At 42.8% G+C, this 17631-nt stretch carries 17 protein-coding genes; 15 read left to right on the top strand and 2 right to left on the bottom strand.

From position 1 onward, the window contains the following. The first annotated feature begins 15 nt into the window (after window positions 1-15). The 6 genes from J7384_RS05105 (at window position 16) to J7384_RS05080 (ending at window position 9668) form a co-directional block, all read left to right on the top strand. Window positions 16-615, top strand: a complete 600-nt coding sequence (locus J7384_RS05105; RefSeq protein WP_209111789.1) for a PEP-CTERM sorting domain-containing protein — start codon at window positions 16-18, stop codon at window positions 613-615. 593 nt (window positions 616-1208) lie between these two features. Next, complete coding sequence (locus J7384_RS05100; RefSeq protein ID WP_209111788.1) at window positions 1209-4997, top strand: discoidin domain-containing protein; 3789 nt, start codon at window positions 1209-1211, stop codon at window positions 4995-4997. A 281-nt stretch (window positions 4998-5278) separates the two neighbouring features. Continuing rightward, window positions 5279-6628: an MFS transporter gene (locus J7384_RS05095; RefSeq protein ID WP_209111787.1), complete on the top strand. Its 1350-nt coding sequence runs from the start codon at window positions 5279-5281 to the stop codon at window positions 6626-6628. A gap of 25 nt (window positions 6629-6653) precedes the next feature. Next, on the top strand, window positions 6654-7784 hold the full coding sequence (locus tag J7384_RS05090; RefSeq protein WP_209111786.1) for a glycoside hydrolase family 172 protein: 1131 nt from the start codon (window positions 6654-6656) through the stop codon (window positions 7782-7784). Between the two features lie 378 nt (window positions 7785-8162). Then, complete coding sequence (gene mgrA / locus J7384_RS05085) at window positions 8163-9218, top strand: L-glyceraldehyde 3-phosphate reductase (protein WP_348523841.1); 1056 nt, start codon at window positions 8163-8165, stop codon at window positions 9216-9218. 21 nt (window positions 9219-9239) lie between these two features. Beyond that, window positions 9240-9668, top strand: a complete 429-nt coding sequence (locus tag J7384_RS05080) for an RbsD/FucU family protein (RefSeq protein ID WP_209111785.1) — start codon at window positions 9240-9242, stop codon at window positions 9666-9668. 25 nt (window positions 9669-9693) lie between these two features. On the opposite strand, the gene J7384_RS05075 is transcribed toward J7384_RS05080, so the two are convergent. Beyond that, entirely contained in the window at window positions 9694-11217 is a 1524-nt protein-coding gene (locus tag J7384_RS05075) for an ATP-binding cassette domain-containing protein (protein WP_209111784.1), read from the bottom strand. Between the two features lie 242 nt (window positions 11218-11459). Between J7384_RS05075 and J7384_RS05070 the strand changes: the two genes are divergently transcribed. From J7384_RS05070 to pspA, 6 genes are all read left to right on the top strand, one after another. Beyond that, window positions 11460-11762, top strand: a complete 303-nt coding sequence (locus J7384_RS05070; protein ID WP_209111783.1) for a UxaA family hydrolase — start codon at window positions 11460-11462, stop codon at window positions 11760-11762. 2 nt (window positions 11763-11764) lie between these two features. Next, entirely contained in the window at window positions 11765-12967 is a 1203-nt protein-coding gene (locus J7384_RS05065; protein WP_209111782.1) for a UxaA family hydrolase, read from the top strand. A gap of 21 nt (window positions 12968-12988) precedes the next feature. Further along, the gene (locus J7384_RS05060) at window positions 12989-13762 is read left to right on the top strand and encodes a glucose 1-dehydrogenase (RefSeq protein ID WP_209111781.1); all 774 of its coding nucleotides are present in this window, start codon (window positions 12989-12991) and stop codon (window positions 13760-13762) included. 42 nt (window positions 13763-13804) lie between these two features. Beyond that, complete coding sequence (locus J7384_RS05055) at window positions 13805-14653, top strand: fumarylacetoacetate hydrolase family protein (RefSeq protein ID WP_209111780.1); 849 nt, start codon at window positions 13805-13807, stop codon at window positions 14651-14653. Between the two features lie 459 nt (window positions 14654-15112). Beyond that, window positions 15113-15415, top strand: coding sequence for a hypothetical protein (locus tag J7384_RS05050; protein WP_209111779.1), 303 nt, complete (start codon window positions 15113-15115; stop codon window positions 15413-15415). A gap of 14 nt (window positions 15416-15429) precedes the next feature. Next, window positions 15430-16101, top strand: a complete 672-nt coding sequence (gene pspA / locus J7384_RS05045) for a phage shock protein PspA (protein WP_209111778.1) — start codon at window positions 15430-15432, stop codon at window positions 16099-16101. Here the strand turns inward: pspA and J7384_RS05040 are convergent. Beyond that, a complete protein-coding gene (locus tag J7384_RS05040; RefSeq protein ID WP_209111777.1) occupies window positions 16091-16240 on the bottom strand; it encodes a hypothetical protein in 150 nt (49 codons plus the stop codon). The genes pspA and J7384_RS05040 overlap by 11 nt on opposite strands. Window positions 16241-16279: 39 nt before the next feature. Here J7384_RS05040 and J7384_RS05035 point away from each other — a divergent pair, with 39 nt between their 5' ends. The 3 genes from J7384_RS05035 (at window position 16280) to J7384_RS05025 (ending at window position 17612) form a co-directional block, all read left to right on the top strand. Next, window positions 16280-16492 carry a PspC domain-containing protein gene (locus J7384_RS05035; RefSeq protein ID WP_209111776.1) on the top strand — a complete coding sequence of 71 codons (213 nt, stop codon included), beginning with the start codon at window positions 16280-16282 and terminating at the stop codon, window positions 16490-16492. Between the two features lie 101 nt (window positions 16493-16593). Beyond that, window positions 16594-16935 carry a hypothetical protein gene (locus J7384_RS05030; RefSeq protein WP_209111775.1) on the top strand — a complete coding sequence of 114 codons (342 nt, stop codon included), beginning with the start codon at window positions 16594-16596 and terminating at the stop codon, window positions 16933-16935. Between the two features lie 149 nt (window positions 16936-17084). After that, on the top strand, window positions 17085-17612 hold the full coding sequence (locus tag J7384_RS05025) for a copper chaperone PCu(A)C (RefSeq protein ID WP_209111774.1): 528 nt from the start codon (window positions 17085-17087) through the stop codon (window positions 17610-17612). The last annotated feature ends 19 nt before the right edge of the window (window positions 17613-17631 follow it).

Below are 17631 nucleotides of genomic sequence, written 5' to 3'. Positions count from 1 at the left end.
GAGAAGGAAGTAAATATGAAAAAATTATTATGTGCTTTATTGTTACTAGGCTCTTTTTCGAGCCATGCTGGCTTAATTGATTTTGAAGCGTTACCCGGTGGGCCTGCAGACCCAATTAATACAGATGGTTTTATTTTTGATTTTGAAGCTTCTGCCTTTGGTGTTTTTGTAGAGCCGGATCCTTTTCCAGGTTTAAGCTCCAATGGGACAACGCGAATTGGTGCTCAGGGCGGTGGAGCCGCGCCTGCAAGGTTGACAATGTTTGCTGATGATAATTCGTTGTTTACCGTGTTAGGCTTTGATTTAGCATCACTATTTTCATCATTGTCAGGAACTGTTGTTGTGGTAGGGACTTTGGCAGACAACTCAACCGTATCTCAAATTTTCAATGTGTCGGGAAGCTTCACTACATTTAGTTTAGATGCCTCTTTTAGTGATCTACAGCGAATTTCGTTTGCTGAGAATTTAACGCCACCAAATACAGGAGCATTTGGTCAAACAGCTGGTTTTTTTGTTGACAATATTCAAACGGCGGAGGTACCAGAGCCCGGTTCAATGTTGTTATTAATACTAGGTTTAGCTGGTATCAGCGTTTTAAGAAGAAAGCACAGCTAAGACACTGAGCATTTTTGTTAAGACAACTGCTAGTTATTTAACAGGTATTTGATGTGTAGCGAAGAGCTAGAGTTGTATACAATTCTAGCTTTTTTATTTTTAAATGGCCTTGTTAAAACCACCATTGCTTAGGGCGTGTTGATCTTTCAGGATTGTTTTTGCAGCAGTCTGTTTGGTTTTTATACAAGGCGGAGCAGATGTCGTGTAGTTATTCTACACAAACCCTGCGACAACACAGTAGAAAAGCCAAACAGGCGCTGCCCTTTGGGTTCATCTAAACGCTTCCTGCTCATTGTTGCTCGGTTTTTAAATAGAATAACTATACTACAACCCGAGCGCCGCGATCAGAAAGCGTTTAGATTGAACAAAATTTAATCTCGAAAGATCAACACGCCCTAGTTAGTACTGTGGTTTTAGTGTTTTTGTTTGGTGTTCGTGGGTTGATTGTTTGTCACGAATAAAAGTGTTTTATTTTTATGCTGTCTAGTAAGGGGTTTTAACTTGTCATAAGTCTTATCTTTTGAATGGTTGTTCGATTTTTGTGCAGACTGCACTCAATTGGTTAAACGGCCATCTAACTAAGAGGACTAGTAATGAATAAAAATCAAAATAAGATTACTTGTGCTGTATTAAGTAACCTTTTTCTTACAACAGGCGTTCTCGCTTTTGCCGCGTTTAATGTTGCTGCCGTCGATATTTATGTCTCGCCAACAGGCAATGATTTTTTTGCCGATGGCAGTGCATCTGCACCATATAAAACGCTGCATCGAGCGCAGATGCAAGCGCGAAATATTGCCCGGCCATTAACAGAAGAGATTAATATCATTCTAAAAGATGGTACTTATTATCTATCTTCACCGCTCAATTTAACCGCAGCCGACTCTGGTTCGGCGAGCTATAAAGTGACTTACCGCGCTGAAAACCCGGGGCAAGCGACGGTTAGTGGTGGCTCTCCTGTAACTGGTTGGAGCGATGTCGATAACGATGGTATCTGGCAGGCGACAGTACCCGCAGGTATGGATTCTCGCCAGCTTTATGTTAACGACCAACGAGCTACCCGCGCCCGTAGTGTTAATGGTGCTGGATGGGCCAGAAATGGCTCAGGCTATAGTACGCCAGCTGGCGTTGCTAATTGGGGAAATCACAGTGATATCGAGTTAGTGTTTGGCTTTCGCTGGAAAATGTATCGCGGTGGTGTCGCTTCTGTCAGTGGCAATCAGGCGACGATGGATGCCGAATTTTTCAGTGCTTCAGCGATGGGACCGTTTGGCTTAGTTGACCAAGGCGCTGGTGTTTTATGGGCTGAAAACGCATTTGAGTTGTTGGACTCAGACGGCGAGTGGTACCACAACAAGTCAACTAATACCTTGTATTACAACCCTAAGGTCGGTGAGAACTTAACGGGACCGAATGCGGTTTCTGTGGTTATGCCTCGTTTGGAAAAGCTGGTTGACGGCAATGGCGTCAGCCATGTTGAGTTTGATGGTTTAACCTTTGCCCACGCCACTTGGTTATTGCCAAATCAGCCGGTTGGTTACGTTTCTATTCAATCCGGCGTTACCTTGCGCGATGATATCAACTTCCGCAATATTGAAGATGCCTTTGATGGCATTACCGAAATGCCGGGCAACTTACACTTTGTTCACTCTGAAAATATTGTCTTTAAGAATAACCGCTTTGTCCACTTAGGTGCCAATGGCATCGCCTTTGCCCGTGGTACAAGGTTAAACACGGTATTTAACAATGTTTTTGAAGATATTTCAGGGAGTGCCGTTGGTATTGGTACCGCGCAAGATCATCACATTGAAGATCCGAGTTTTGCCGTTAAAGATAACTTAATTGATAACAATTTAGTTAGATTTGTTTCGGTTGAGTACGACGATAATCCAGGTATTACCAGTCTTTGGGCTGAACGCACGGTGATCACTAATAACACAGTTGAAGACGTGCCATACACAGGTATTTCAATCGGTTGGGGTTGGGGACGTTACGATGTCGATGAATGGGCTTTTACCACAGACAACTCTGGTAAGGCTTATAACGATGAGACCCAGCTCAAAGAAACCTTAGTATTAGAGAATCAAATCACGCGCTCGATGTTGGTACGTCACGACGGTGGTGGTGTTTATAACTTGTCGTCTAATATGAATAGTCGAGTAACGGGTAATGTGGTTACTCAAGCGCTTGATTTAAATGGCGCTGTTTATCTGGATAACGGTTCTCGCGGTTTCCAAGTAGATAAAAACGTTTCTTACAACAATACTGGACCAAGGCTGAATCTGCACATTAATACCGCCGGTGGGCCACCTAGCTACCACAATATTCCAACCACTGGCCCTAACGCTAATGACTGGTCTGGCGGTAGCCCAAATTTCCAGCCAAGTTCACAAGCGATTGTTGACGCCGCTGGTCGCAAAGCTAACCCAGTACAACGCACTGTTGCTGACATTGTCGCTAGCTTACCTGCAGCTTTACCTTTACCTCCAGGGACAACGCCACCAGCCAATGGTTTAGTGGTGGGTAAAACGGCAAGAGCATCGTCTAACACTTCAACTGCGGGTAATGCCATTGATGCCAATGCTTATACCTATTGGTATGCTGGCGATGGTCAAACCTCGGGCTGGTGGCAAGTCGATTTAGGCTCGCCAATAGGGCTTGATCACGTTAGTTTAGCCTTTGGTCGAGTGGACGGTAATAATGAAGTTAATTACATTAAAAACAATATTACTTTTGGTATTCAAGGTTCCGTTGATGGTACTAACTTTACCGATTTAACCTTCAGAACCTTTGGTGGCTTGGGTGTGACCATACCACCGACAACTTCTTATACCAATTTACAAGCGATTAACGACACCATTATTCAAGGTAATCCAACCGCGAGATATGTTCGGATAAACGTAACCGATTCAAATAATCAAAACTTTGGCCTTTTACGGGTTAAAGTGACTGGCGAAACCAGTATTGACCCTGTCGGTAACAATATTGCAGTTAATGGTACAGCGACACAATCATCAACTATTTTTGGTGGTACTGCCGATAAAGCTATTGATGGCAACACCAATGGTACCTTTGTTGTTAATGGGGGGTCGGTTACTCATACCGCTGATACCGAAGGTCAACCCTCTTGGACGCTAGACTTGGGTTCTGTTGAAGACCTTAATTCTATTCGCATCTACAACCGTACCGATTGCTGTAGTGGTCGCCTCAATAACTTCCACGTGTTTGTTTCAGACTCGCCGTTTACCGGCACCAGTGTCAGTGATAGTCAAAACCAAGCTAATGTGCTCGATTTATTCCGTTCAGATGCTGTTGGTACAAGAGCTGATTTTGCGGTAAATCGCAGTGGTCGTTACGTGCGCATTCAAGCGGCTAATGAGGTTATCAGTGGCGATAACGTGCTGACTATTGCTGAAGTCGAGGTATACAGCAGCACAACAACAACGCCGCCGAGTTCAGGAAATAACCTTGCGCTTGCTGGTACCGCTAGTCAGATTAGTACGCTGTTTGGTGGTGTTGCCAGCCGTGCGATTGACGACAATACCAACGGTTTGTTTGGTGGTGGTTCAGTGATTCACACCGGGGATCACCCAGAACCGTATTGGACACTGGACTTAGGTGAAGTTAAGCAAATAGATACGCTTAAATTGTTTAATCGCACTGATCCTTGCTGTACAGATGCATTAGAGCAATTCCATATCTTTGTTTCTGATACTGCCTTTACTGGCACCTCAGTTGCCGCTAGCCAAGCGCAGGCGAATGTGATGACCATTGATAACACGGGTGTTGCTGGCGCAAGTGAAGATTACCAAGTTAATCGCACTGGTCGCTATATTCGCATTCAAAAGAACACTAATAGTACAACCCGTTCTTTAGTGTTTGCTGAATTACAAGTATTTGGTAGCGACGTTAGTACAACACCGACCAACCTTGCCTTAACTGGTACTGCCTCACAGTCGACGACCTTGAGTTTCCCTGGTTTTGATTTTTCCGCAGATCAAGCGATTGATGGCAATACCAGTGGCAATGTCGGTGATAACTCACTGTCACATACTGATCTTGCTAGTCAAGGCTACTGGGAAGTGGATTTAGGTGAAGTGAAAACGATTGATAATGTCGTGATTTGGAACCGCACCGACTGTTGCTCAAGCCGTTTGACTAACTTCCATGTTTTAGTTTCAGACGTACCTTTTGCTGGTGAAACGCTGGCAGTTGCTCAAGCGACCGCAGGTGTTTTTGATCATCAAAACGCTGGTACTGCGGGCAACAGCACAGATATAAGTGTTAATCGCAGTGGCCGTTATGTCCGTGTTCAATTAGCGAATACCGCCGTGAATGGTGAAAACGTTTTAACGTTGGCCGAAGTGCAGGTATTTGGCCAGTAGTGATGTTAAGCCAACGGTTATTTAGCCGTTGGCTTTTACAATTCGAAATTGTTTAATGTTTTGTTTAACTTAGATACTGAAACTTTTACGTACTTCTATACATGTTGTTAAGTTATCTCTATTTAATATTCGGTATTTAGTCGGTACTACTAACTGAAATTTTATTAAGATCTTTCTATTTGTTAATGGTCGGAAGATAGTAATAAGTTTTTATTTAAAATGTTGTTTTATATTTTGAATAGCTTATGGTAGTTTATATTGAAAAAAATAAGAGTTTAGTTATGAATGTACAATTATCTTTCAAAGAGAAGGTTGGTTTTAGTTTAGGCGATATGGCGGGTAACTTTGTTTATACTTCGGTCGTATTTCTTTTATCCTATTTTTATACTGATATCTTTGGCCTTGATGCAGCAACGGTGACTGCTATTTTTTTAGTGGTGCGAATTTTTGATGCGGTTACTGATCCGTTAATGGGAGCGATTGTCGATCGCAATGAATCCCGCTGGGGGAAGTATCGTCCGTTTTTATTGTTTTTATGTGTGCCTTACGCAATCTCTTCAGTATTAGTTTTTACTGTGCCAGATTTAAGTGCAGACGGTAAAACGATTTATGCATATGCAACCTATGCGTTATTAATGTTGTTGTTCACCGCAACCAATATTCCTTATTTTTCTCTTGGCAGCGTGATGACGGCAGATCCGAAAGAGCGGGTCTCGCTTAATTCTTATCGCTTTGTTGCAGCTACCGCTGGCGGCTTGATTGTCACTACTTGTGTATTACCACTGGCGGATTTACTGGGAGGAGATAACAAAGCCGAGGGCTATCGCCAAGCGATGATGGTGATGGCAGCACTATCTGTAGTGTTATTTTTGATTTGTTTTGCCAGTACGACAGAGCGCGTTAAGCCTGTTGTTACTGGCAAGAAAAATGTTAAACAAGACTTCTTGCAAGTTTTTGCCAATGACCAATGGCGCTTGCTGGGTTTAGCTGTACTGATTTTAGTCACTTCGCAAACTATCAAGGGCACAATGGCGGCCTACTATATTAATTATTATGTAGAAGATGGCGGCACGACTTTGGCAGTATTTCTTTCGGTGTGGATGGTCGGTGGCATTATTGGTAGTGCCTTAGCCAATCCTTTGACCAAGCGCATGTGTAAGCGCAATGCCTGGGTAATGTTGTGCTTTATTAGTGCGCTGCTGTCGGCAGCGACTTACCTTATTGGCAGTCAGTTTATTATCGCGATTTTAGTGATGCAGTTTTTTGTTGGCTTGTTTAACCAAATGATGGCGCCTTTGATATTTTCTACTATGGCAGATGTTACAGATTACGGTGAGCTGAAAAATAATCGTCGTTTAGATGGACTCATTTCATCATTTACTATTTTTTCATTAAAGGTAGGGCTTGCCATTGGTGGTGCTTTTGCTACCTACATGTTGACTGTTTACGGTTACCAAAGTGGTGGCGTTGATCAGAGCCAAGAAACTGTTTCGGGCATTTTAACCGTTTTCACTTTATTACCCGCGGTTGGTTTTATTATTACCGGTATTGTTATTTATCGTATGAAGTTAACTGGTGTAGTAGTCGAGCAGCAAGCGCAAGAGCTTGTTGAACTGAGAGCTGCTAGTTAATTAATTATTTAGTTGAGGAAGAAGAATGTCGCAATTTAATGGTTTAGGCGTAGATATGGGCAATTTGTCCCGTCTGTCAAAAGCAAAAACCCGCTCAATCAGTGCTGAAAACTTTACCGGTGAACCGGGCAAAGGTGGCATGGCAACTGAAGGCATGGGCGCGGGGCCTGGTCGAGACTTAGGTCAAGGTTGGAAAATTTCACCTTGTATTGAAATGGAGCCGAATGAAACCTTTACCTTAGCTGATATTAAAACTGGTGGTGCCATTCAACAAATTTGGATGACCACTTTAGGCCCGAAAAAACGCGATTTAATTTTGCGCATGTATTGGGATGGTCAAGAACACCCATCGGTAGAAGTGCCGTTAGGAGACTTTTTCTGTAGTGGCTTAGAAGATTTTGCTCAAGTCACTTCGTTGCCGGTTTGTGTTAATCCAGGTTTAGCGTTTAACTGTTTTTGGGAAATGCCGTACCAAAAGAGCGCCCGCATTACGATAGAAAATCGCGACCCGCTGCAAAAAGTTATCGTTTATTATCAAATTAATTATACCGAAACTGAAGTACCTGCCGATTGCGCTTATTTCCACGCTCAGTTTCGTCGCACTAATCCTGTACCATATAAAGGACTGCACACGTTGTTAGATGGTGTTGAAGGCCAAGGTCATTACGTTGGTACCTACATGACTTGGGGCGTTAATAATAACGGCTGGTGGGGTGAAGGTGAGATTAAATTCTACATGGACGACGATGGCGAGTTCCCGACTATTTGTGGTACCGGCACAGAGGATTATTTCTTAGGTTCGTATAATTATGATATTGGCACTGCTGTGCCAGGTCGCCCAAATGCCTACACCGAATACACCACGCCTTACGCTGGTGTTCCAGAAATTCATCGCCCAGATGGCGTTTACAAGTCGCAGCACCGCTTTGGCATGTACCGCTGGCATATCCCTGATCCTATCCGTTTTGAAAGTAAACTGAAAGTTGATATTCAAGCGCTTGGCTGGCGTGATTTTGGCAAATGGGGGGGGGATATTGAACAGCGCCGTTACTTGCCGTTGCAAGACGATATTTCGTCGGTGGCGTTCTGGTACCAAACTTTACCGAGTAAACCGTTTCCTGAATTGCCGCACCGAGACTTTTTAGAAGTTAACTAATGGTATTAACTTTTTAGGTTGAATTTGGTTCTACTGAAACAGGCTCAAATATTACTTGGCGAATAAATATACTCAAGCCGCCTCAAAATACTTATTCAGTTGGAATTAAAAGTGATTTAGACAAGGCATTGATTGCAAAGAATGGTTATTCCCTTGTTAAAATCAATAACGATGTATAAATCACTTTTAAACCAACCCTTCGGGCGCTTCACAGGAACTTACTCTCTGCGTTGCAGCTAATTGAAAGGGAATGACCATTCCTGCTAGCTGCGCCTTGATATTAAGTCCCTGTGATAGCGCTGAATCATGCATCTTGAGGTGGTTTGGGTATAAATAACTGTCTATTCGTCGAGTTCGGTTAATAAAAGGGGTATCACTGTGACACTTGGATGGCAAAATCAAAAGCGTCAATACACCGCATCTTCGCAGCGCTATGAGTCGATGCCTTATCGCCGTTGTGGCAATAGCGGCTTAAAACTGCCAGCTATTTCGCTAGGGCTTTGGCATAACTTTGGCCACGATACCAGCTATGACCATCGCCGTGAGCTGTGCTTTAGCGCGTTTGACTTGGGCATTAATCACTTCGATTTAGCTAATAACTATGGCCCACCAGCGGGTTCTGCAGAAGAAAACTTCGGTCAAATTTTAGCGAAAGACTTTGCCAGTTATCGCGATGAACTGATTGTCTCAACCAAGGCTGGCTATGAAATGTGGCCAGGGCCTTACGGCGAGTGGGGCAGTCGCAAATATTTATTGGCGAGTCTCGATCAAAGCTTACAGCGCATGGGCTTAGATTACGTCGATATATTTTACTCTCATCGTTTTGATCCCGATACACCGCTTGATGAAACTATGGGGGCATTGCAGCGAGCGCTTGATTCCGGCAAAGCGCTTTATGTGGGTATTTCATCTTATAGCCGTTTGCGCACTGAACAGGCGAATCAGTTAATGCGTGAGTTTGGTTCGCGCTTGTTGATTCATCAGCCGAGTTATTCAATGCTAAATCGATGGCTTGAGCGCGACGATTTATTAGCGTGTCTTGACGTCCAAGGCATGGGCTGTATTGCTTTTTCGCCCTTGGCACAAGGTATGTTAACCAATAAATACTTAAATGGGGTACCAAACGACAGCCGAGCAGCTGGAGCTGGTGCCTTGTCGCCAGAGTTACTAACCGAGGAAAATATTGTTAATATTAAAGCGCTTAATGACATTGCCGTCGCCCGCGGTCAGTCTTTGGCGCAAATGGCGATTGCTTGGGTATTGCGCGACAGTCGCGTAACCTCAGCGTTAATTGGTGCTAGCAAAGTTAGTCAAATTGAAGACTGTGTTGGCGCGCTCGATAACCTGAGCTTTTCTGAGGATGAATTAGCCGCTATTGAACGTCACGCCGCCGACGGTGGCATTAATCTGTGGCAACAGTCGAGTGACGCTTAGTCATATCAAATAGGAACAACTATGTTAAAGAATATCAACCCAATACTAAGTCCTGATTTATTGGCAATACTCAGGGCCATGGGGCACGGCGATGAAATTGCCATTGTCGATGCTAATTACCCGGCCGAAAGTAATGCTCAGCAACTGGTTCGTTTGGATGGTTTAAGTGCTACTGAAGTTTTAGATGCGGTATTGTCGGTGTTGCCATTAGACAGTTTTGTTGAAAATGCTGCCTTCACCATGCAGGTCGTTGGTGAACCTGATGCAGTGCCAGAAATTGTTACTGAGTTTCACCAATTGATCGACAATCACGAGACCATTGACATTGAGCCAGCAAGCATAGAGCGATTTGCCTTTTACGACCGAGTAAAAGAGGCGTTCGCTGTCGTTGCCACCGGCGAAACCCGACTTTACGGCAATATCATTTTGAAAAAAGGCATTATTGCTTAATTGACAAGTGGTTGATTGATAAGCCTCAGCCTAGCTCGTTAACGCGGGCTAGGTAGCCTTGTTCCGACGGCTCAAAAATGAGCTGGTGACTGATACAGCGGAGTTGCTCACTAGGGTTGTGGCTAACAAATAATATGTGACTGCGACCGTGTAGCGCAATGTGGTCTATCAGCGCTAATACTTTTGCTTTGTTGGTGTTATCGAGTCCTTGGCAAGGCTCGTCTAAAATCAGTATAAGGGGCATTTTTACCATGGCTCTAGCGATGAGTACTAAGCGTTGTTCGCCATAAGATAGGTCTTTAAATGCGGATTGCTTTTTGTCGAGTAAGCCAAGTAAAGCAAGCCATTGGTTGGCTAATACCACTTGTTGTTTAGTCGCTTGGTTGTACAAGCCAATGCTGTCATAAAAGCCTGAAATTAACGTTTGTTGCACGGTACCTGTACGCAGCGAGTCTCGGTGCAGTGCGTTGCTAACAATGCCGTAGTGCTTTTTTATGTCCCAAATGGATTCACCAGTGCCCCGCTTGCGGCCAAATAACAAAATATCTTGACCATAGGCTTTACTGCTATCGCCAGAAATCATGGCTAATAATGTTGATTTACCACAACCGTTTGGCCCTAGAATTTGCCAATGTTGGCCGTGGTCAAATTGCCAGTTTAAGCGGTTAAACACGACTTTCTCTGTGAAGCTGACGGTAACGTCAGTTAGGTTTAAGAGTGGCAGTTCAGGCGATAGCTCTGGATAAAAACTCGTTTCAGTTAACTGTTCTGGCAATTGATACTGACTTTGTTGTCGCTGCCAAATATCACTGTTAACAAGTTGCTCCTTGTGGTCAAAAGCGACTAATTCACCCTCGACAAGATAACCAATATATTTAATTTCTGGTGGCAAATCTTCTCGGTAAAAATCGAAAATCAAGATTTGGAGACCAGTTTTGATTAAATCTGATATTAGGCAACTCAAAAAGTGTTGTGATTGAAAGTCGAGACCGGCATATGGGTTGTCTAAAATAAGTAATTTGGGCTTGGTCAACAGTGCTTTGGCAATTAGTACTTTTCGGGTTTCACCGGTTGATAGTACTTTGAAAGGCTTGGTTAATAACGATTCTATTTGTAAAAGCTCAGTGACATTGTTGAGTACTTTATTCTGTCTAAGCGCTTCTGTTACCTGCTGTTCAGATACCGGAAACCGGAAATGCTCAGCTTGATCTGTTACCACAGCAATTGCCGAGCGCCCCATATCAATGCCGTCGCCACTAAATTCACTATCGTCATTCTTGCGATCTTCCGCCAAAATTTCGGCCTCTAGATCAAAGCTTAGCCAAGCCGTTCGCTCAGGTACATCAATAGTACCTTGATAACCATCTAGCTGACCACTGATGAGCTTTGCCATTGTGGTTTTACCACAACCATTAGCGCCGGTGAACAACACTGACATAGATTTACCTATATTGAGCTTTTCGATAGATATTTTGTAGTTCTTGCTAATTGAATAAGACAAATTATCAATTGAAATCATAGTGCTATTGGCGTGGTTTAAGTTAATCATTGAAGTTTTTTATTTTAACTTTTGTTTTATATATAAGCTAGTTGGTTGTTGTGTTTTGTTTTTAAGTTGTTGTTTTGTATTGTTTTGTTTTGTTTTTGAAATTATTGGTTGTTATTTTTTAGGTTGTTTAAGATGGCAAATGGTTGAAATAGTCATTGACAATAAACATTCAAAATATAAAATGAAATGACGTTTTATATTTTAAATGATGTTTTGTGTGGCATCATCGATTTTGGTAACGCATGATGAATGATAAACGCTTTGTACTATTGAGTGATGAAGACAACGTTTTGGTCTGTTGTGGCAAGGTTGCCGCTGGCGAGAAAGTAATCGTTGAGCAACAGGAAGTTGAAATGGCCACTGAAATTACCGTCGGCCATAAAATTGCTCGCACGCCGCTAGAAGTTGGCGAAAAAATCATAAAGTACGGTGCGCCGATAGGTTCAACGGTGAAGCCAGTTGGTTTTGCGGAACACGTTCATATTCACAATATGAAAAGTGATTACATGGCCAGTTACACAAGACAAGCTAAGGTTGGGGAATAATCATGAAAGGCTATTTACGCAGCGACGGCCGCAAAGGTATTCGCAATGTTATTGTTGTCACCTATTTAGTCGAGTGCGCACATCATGTTGCACGTACGATAGTCAATAAGGCTGACGACAGTGCTGTTCAGTTGATTGGTTTTCCCGGCTGCTATCCAAACGACTATTCATTAAAAATTGTTAAACAGCTTTGTACTCATCCTAACGTTGGTGGTGTCGTTTTGTTGTCACTTGGTTGTGAGGGTTTCAACCGCGAAGCATTAGCAAAAACCGTCACTGACAGTGGTAGACCAATTGAAACCTTAGTCATTCAAGAATCCGGTGGTACTTTGTCGACGATTGAAGCTGGCTTAGCAGCAGTCGATAAAATGAAAGCACAGATTGCCGATGTTGCTATGGTCGACATGTCAGTCGATGAGCTTGTTGTGGGCACTATTTGCGGAGGTTCCGACGGCACTAGCGGTATTAGCGCTAACCCAGCTGTGGGACGTTGCTTCGATATGCTCGTTGAACAAGACGCGGTTTGTATGTTTGAAGAAACCGGCGAGCTCATTGGTTGTGAGCAAATTATGGCTGAACGCGCGGCAACACCTGAGCTTGGTGAAGAAATTATGCGCTCGGTGGCAAAAGCTGAAGATTATTATCGCGCCATGGGCTATGGCAGCTTTGCACCGGGTAATGCTGAAGGTGGCTTAACCACCCAAGAAGAAAAATCTATGGGGGCTTATGCCAAGTCTGGCGCGTCTAAAATTCACGGTTTAATTAAGCCGGGTGATTTAGCACCGCAGGGCGGTTTGTACTTGATGGATGTGGTGCCAGATGGAGACCCTAAATTTGGTTTCCCCAATATTTCTGACAATGCCGAAATCACCGAAATGATCGCCTCTGGCAGCCACGTTATTTTGTTTACCACTGGCCGAGGTTCAGTGGTTGGTTCTGCCATTTCTCCGGTGATTAAAGTCTGCGCTAATCCTGAAACCTACCAAAAGCTGGAAGGCGATATGGATGTCAATGCGGGCAAAATTGTTGAAGGTAAAGCCAGTGTCGATGAGGTTGGCAGCGAGATTTTCGAACTGGTTAAACAGGTTGCCGCTGGTCAAGAGTCGAAATCTGAAGCCCTTGGTCATCAAGAGTGTTTAATTACTTATAAACAGTTTGAAGCGATTGGCCCTGCTTGTTTGCCTGTCCGTCAAATTGGTAGTTAGTGTTGAGTAGTGATAAAAGAAATGAATAGATTTGAAAACAAAACAGCAGTGATTACTGGTGGTGGCAGCGGTATTGGTGCTACTGCGAGTTTGCGTTTGGCGAACGAAGGCGCCACGGTACTTGTCCTTGATCTAAATCTTGAAGCTGCTCAATCAGTGGTTGAGCAAATTAGAGAGGCTGGCGGTCAAGCTTATGCATATAGCTGCAATGTTGCGAGCACTGAAGATGTTAATAAGCTTATTGCCGACATTTTAGTTGATCACAAAGTTGATGTTTTAGTTAATAACGCCGGTATTGCGCATGTTGGCAATTTAGAGCAAACCACAGAGCAGGATTTGGATCGCTTATATCAAGTCAACATTAAGGGTGTTTATAACTTAACTCATGCGCTTATTGGGGCGATGAAAGCACAGCAAAAAGGTGTGATTTTAAATCTTGCCTCAGTAGCGTCAAACGTTGGTGTCAGCGAGCGATTTGCTTATTCGATGACTAAAGGCGCGGTCTTGGCGATGACTTATTCTATTGCTAAAGATTACGTCAATTACGGTGTCCGTTGTAATTGTATTGCACCAGGGAGAGTACACACGCCATTTGTCGACAATTTTATTGCTAAGAATTATCCCGATAATCAAAGTGAAATGTTTGAAAAGTTGTCACAAACCCAGCCTATTGGTCGAATGGGGACAACCGAAGAGATTGCCGCGCTCATTGCATTCTTGTGCTCCGATGAATCTGCCTTTATCACTGGGACTAATGTGCCGATTGATGGCGGCTTTATTACCTTAAACAGCTAACAACAACTCGAATTAGCAAGTTATTCAAAGTAAGAGAAAATTATGAAATTATTGAGATTTGGTGAAAAGGGTCAAGAGTCACCGGGTATATTAGATGGACAAGGGAATATTCGCGATTTGTCAGGCCTTGTCAGTGACTTTAATGCCGAATTTCTGGCCAGTGGTGGTCTGGAAAAGCTAACTGATGTCAATGTTGATGCTCTGCCACTGGTTGAGGGAGCTCCGCGCATAGCAGAGCCTGTTGCCAGTGCGGGCAAAATGATTTGTGTTGGTTTGAACTATTCCGATCACGCCAAAGAATCAGGCATGGAAGTACCGCCTGAGCCAGTAATTTTCTTTAAAGCAACGTCGTCAATTACCGGACCAAATGACCAAGTTGAACTACCGCCTAAGTCAGAAAAAAGTGATTGGGAAGTTGAGCTTGCTGTTGTCATAGGTAAAGAAGCGAAGTATGTCAGTGAAGCCGATGCGCTAGATTATGTCGCTGGCTATAGTGTTGTGAATGACTTGTCTGAACGGGAATATCAAATAGAGCGTCATGGTCAGTGGTGTAAAGGTAAAGGTTGCGATACTTTTGGCCCGATAGGTCCATATTTGGTGACACCAGATGAAGTGCCAGATCCTCACAACCTCGATATTTGGCTCGAGTTAAATGGCAAGCGCATGCAAGACGGCAATACCAGAACCATGGTCTACAAGATTGCTTATATTGTCAGTTATTTAAGTCAGTTTATGAGTTTACAGCCAGGCGACATTATTAGTACAGGAACACCGCCTGGTGTCGGTTTGGGTATGAATCCACCACTTTACCTCAAAGAAGGTGATGTTATGCGCTTAGGTATTGAAGGCTTAGGTGTACAAGAGCAAAAAGTCGTTCGTTACCAAGGTTAATACATTTTAAAACAGTTCCCATAGGAATAATAACTCCCAAGTTATTACTTTTGCCAGATATCGAAAGGTATCTGGCTTTTTTATACATGGCCTTTACCGCTATCCCTTATCTTTATCAACGACTAATACATCCTAGAGTCTACCTTTCTACCTTTCGTGGTTCTCCACGTCTTGCAATTTGGTCACAGCTACTGAGCTCAATGTGATCAGTTTCTTTGGTCATGGCATGAATAAATTGAATGTGGTTAATTTTGTTACTTATGTGGTCAAAAAAACTAAAAAATAGTAAGACATATTATGTCTTGTTTTGGTTGGTGTGTCTGTGTTTTTTATTATTTTTAATAAAATCAAGTGGTTAAAAAATATTTTCGAGCTGGCACATAGCTTGTTATAGGTATATCAAACAATCAGATATGTCGTTGATTGATTACTTAACCAGAATACAAAAGGATACAAGCGATGAAAAATTTAATCAGCAAAAAACTAGCAGCAAGTGTTTTATTAATCGGTGGTTTAACAGCAGGTTCAGCAAATGCTGAGCAGGTTTCTTTTGAAACTCTTGTTACTCACACAGTAGTGACACAAAGCGAGCAAGCGATTGCCGTAATTGCACAAGAAGTTGAGCAAAGCATTCAACAACATATCGAACAGTTTAGCTTATCAGCACCTTTGTCATGGTTTGACAATGCTAATGACGAAGATGCGCAAGTGGAAATGGCGGAACAAGTTAAGCAACCACAAGACAAGAATTCAGCAGAGTAATAGGAGGAGAAATTATGGGTATGTTTTCACGTTTTACAGACATTATTAACGCCAATATTAACAGCATGTTAGATAAGGCCGAACACCCTGAGAAAATGATTCGTTTAATCATCCAAGAGATGGAAGAAACCTTGGTTGAAGTGCGCTCAGCCGCAGCGAAGAACATTGCTGAGAAGAAAAGCATTGTGCGCCAATCTCAGTATTTACAAGGACGTGTTGAACATTGGCAAAGTAAAGCTGAATTAGCTTTGGCCAAAGATCGCGAAGACTTAGCAAGAGCTGCACTGGCTGAAAAACATAACAGCCAAGCAGAGCTAGACACGGTAACTGAACAGTTGGCGCAACTAGATGAAGTACTTGCCGCTGTCCAAGAAGATAGTAATCGATTGCAAGAAAAGCTAACCGAAGCCAAGCGACGCCAAGAAGTTTATGTGTTACGTCAGCAGTCAGCAGAAGTTCGGTTAAAAGTGCGAGAAAAAGCGGTTGTACACAATATTGACCAAGCAATTGCTAAATTTGAGCGCTATCAACAAAAAATTGATGATGTCGAAGCTCAAGTGGAAGCTTATGACTTGACCTCAGCAAAAGATTTAGACAGCCAAATTAAAGCACTCGAAACTGATGATGCTATTGAGCAAGAGTTGGCGCAATTGAAACAACAGACTGTGAAAGTCGTCAACGGTTAATGGTTATGGCAAGTGATAACGGATTGATTTTGCTTGCCATTACATTGGCACCCGTAGTGACTTTTTTTACCGTGGCTTGGCTGTTTATGGTTGCTAAGCCACTGTTGAAGCAATGATCTAAGACTGATTTTGACGTCATTGATTTCAACGAGTGTTGTAACCGATTAGGAGAATAACGATGAGTTATAAAAGAGAATATTTATCACGCAAAACCTTAGCAAAAGATTTAGTTAATAAACAAGTGTCAGGTGTTTGTTCTGGCATTGCGAAACACTATGAGGTGCCAAGATTATTGGTTCGAGTTGCTGCATTATTTGCCTTGTTTAGTATGCCTGTTGTCACCGTTGTTGCCTATTTCGTTGCTGCAGCCTTAATGCCAACCCGCTATTAAGCAACGTCTACGAGTCAAAGGTGGAACCAATACCAGCGTTTCAACGCGAGAGTAACCGTTAAACTAATCAACGAACCAACAACTAAAAAAGGAAGCGAAAAATGTCATTTTTAAAATCATTAATATTAGCCATTATTGCGACGCTATTTATTACCTATGTGCTAGGTTCAAGTTTGTTGGAATTACTCGATGTTGACGTTTACATGGGGTCTGAATTGGTTGAGCCGTTACAGGCGATTAGTATTTCAGCGGTTGTCTCAGTTATTCTGGTTTTAGTGGCATTGGCAATTGTATTAACCGTATTTGGATCTTTGATTTTCGCGGTCTTATTAGTTGTAGGCTCAATTGTGATGTTAGCGTTAGGTGTATTTTGGCCGATATTGTTAGCCGCATTGATGATTTGGTTAGTGGTTAGGGACAAGCCCCAGGTGCAAAGCCACTAGAAAATACTAACGCTTCAAGCAGGTGCAACAAAATGGCACCTGCTTTTTCGCGTATTAAAGTGTTTATCTATATTGGGTATAGTTGTGAATGAGTATACAATGCCAACTAATCAACTTAGTTAAAGAGTAAAAAGGATGGTATTTCGATTATGTCAGTGAAAAGTGGTGTAACTAATTTATTGAGGTTTACCAAAACATTGGGCTCTTTACGCATCTATTTACTAATAACACTCTCTATTTTTAATTTTTTGGCTCTGACAAAAGCATTGGCTGAAGCCGGTATCACGGTAGAAGATGCCTATGTCAGAGAAACGATTCCCGGTACAACCATTAGCTCTGCATACATGAAGATTACCAATGCGAGTGCAAAAGACTTAGCCATAGTAAAAGCAACGAGTTCGGCTAGCCCAAGAGTTGAATTACACGAGCATAGTATGGCCGATGGCATGATGCGGATGCGCCAAGTAGAAGATATTAGCTTACCCGCGCAAACTTCTGTCGTTTTGCAGCCTTCAGGGTTACACGTGATGCTTTTTGATCTTAAGCAACCTCTTCAGGCTGGGCAATCAATCGAGCTGGTCTTACATTTTGCCAACGGCTCAGAGCAGCTAGTGCGCGTAGAAGTGCAAAGTATTAAGCAAAAACGTGCGCAGCAAACGCATCATCACCATCATTAAATCGTCTTTTAATTTCAAT

It is taken from the genome of Endozoicomonas sp. G2_1, from assembly GCF_017744155.1.
In the GTDB taxonomy this organism is placed as follows: domain Bacteria; phylum Pseudomonadota; class Gammaproteobacteria; order Enterobacterales; family Alteromonadaceae; genus JAGHQT01.
Note: the sequence above shows the minus strand (reverse complement) of the source record. Positions and strands in the feature narration are given on the sequence as shown.

Coding starts and splice junctions, on each gene's coding strand:
- J7384_RS05035 (WP_209111776.1), top strand. CDS start 16,280: ATGAGTTATAAAAGAGAATATTTATCACGCAAAACCTTAGCAAAAGAT.
- pspA (WP_209111778.1), top strand. CDS start 15,430: ATGGGTATGTTTTCACGTTTTACAGACATTATTAACGCCAATATTAAC.
- J7384_RS05075 (WP_209111784.1), bottom strand. CDS start 11,217: ATGATTAACTTAAACCACGCCAATAGCACTATGATTTCAATTGATAAT.
- J7384_RS05065 (WP_209111782.1), top strand. CDS start 11,765: ATGAAAGGCTATTTACGCAGCGACGGCCGCAAAGGTATTCGCAATGTT.
- J7384_RS05030 (WP_209111775.1), top strand. CDS start 16,594: ATGTCATTTTTAAAATCATTAATATTAGCCATTATTGCGACGCTATTT.
- J7384_RS05040 (WP_209111777.1), bottom strand. CDS start 16,240: ATGACGTCAAAATCAGTCTTAGATCATTGCTTCAACAGTGGCTTAGCA.
- J7384_RS05070 (WP_209111783.1), top strand. CDS start 11,460: ATGATGAATGATAAACGCTTTGTACTATTGAGTGATGAAGACAACGTT.
- J7384_RS05060 (WP_209111781.1), top strand. CDS start 12,989: ATGAATAGATTTGAAAACAAAACAGCAGTGATTACTGGTGGTGGCAGC.
- J7384_RS05055 (WP_209111780.1), top strand. CDS start 13,805: ATGAAATTATTGAGATTTGGTGAAAAGGGTCAAGAGTCACCGGGTATA.
- J7384_RS05080 (WP_209111785.1), top strand. CDS start 9,240: ATGTTAAAGAATATCAACCCAATACTAAGTCCTGATTTATTGGCAATA.
- J7384_RS05100 (WP_209111788.1), top strand. CDS start 1,209: ATGAATAAAAATCAAAATAAGATTACTTGTGCTGTATTAAGTAACCTT.
- J7384_RS05095 (WP_209111787.1), top strand. CDS start 5,279: ATGAATGTACAATTATCTTTCAAAGAGAAGGTTGGTTTTAGTTTAGGC.
- J7384_RS05025 (WP_209111774.1), top strand. CDS start 17,085: ATGTCAGTGAAAAGTGGTGTAACTAATTTATTGAGGTTTACCAAAACA.
- J7384_RS05090 (WP_209111786.1), top strand. CDS start 6,654: ATGTCGCAATTTAATGGTTTAGGCGTAGATATGGGCAATTTGTCCCGT.
- J7384_RS05050 (WP_209111779.1), top strand. CDS start 15,113: ATGAAAAATTTAATCAGCAAAAAACTAGCAGCAAGTGTTTTATTAATC.
- J7384_RS05105 (WP_209111789.1), top strand. CDS start 16: ATGAAAAAATTATTATGTGCTTTATTGTTACTAGGCTCTTTTTCGAGC.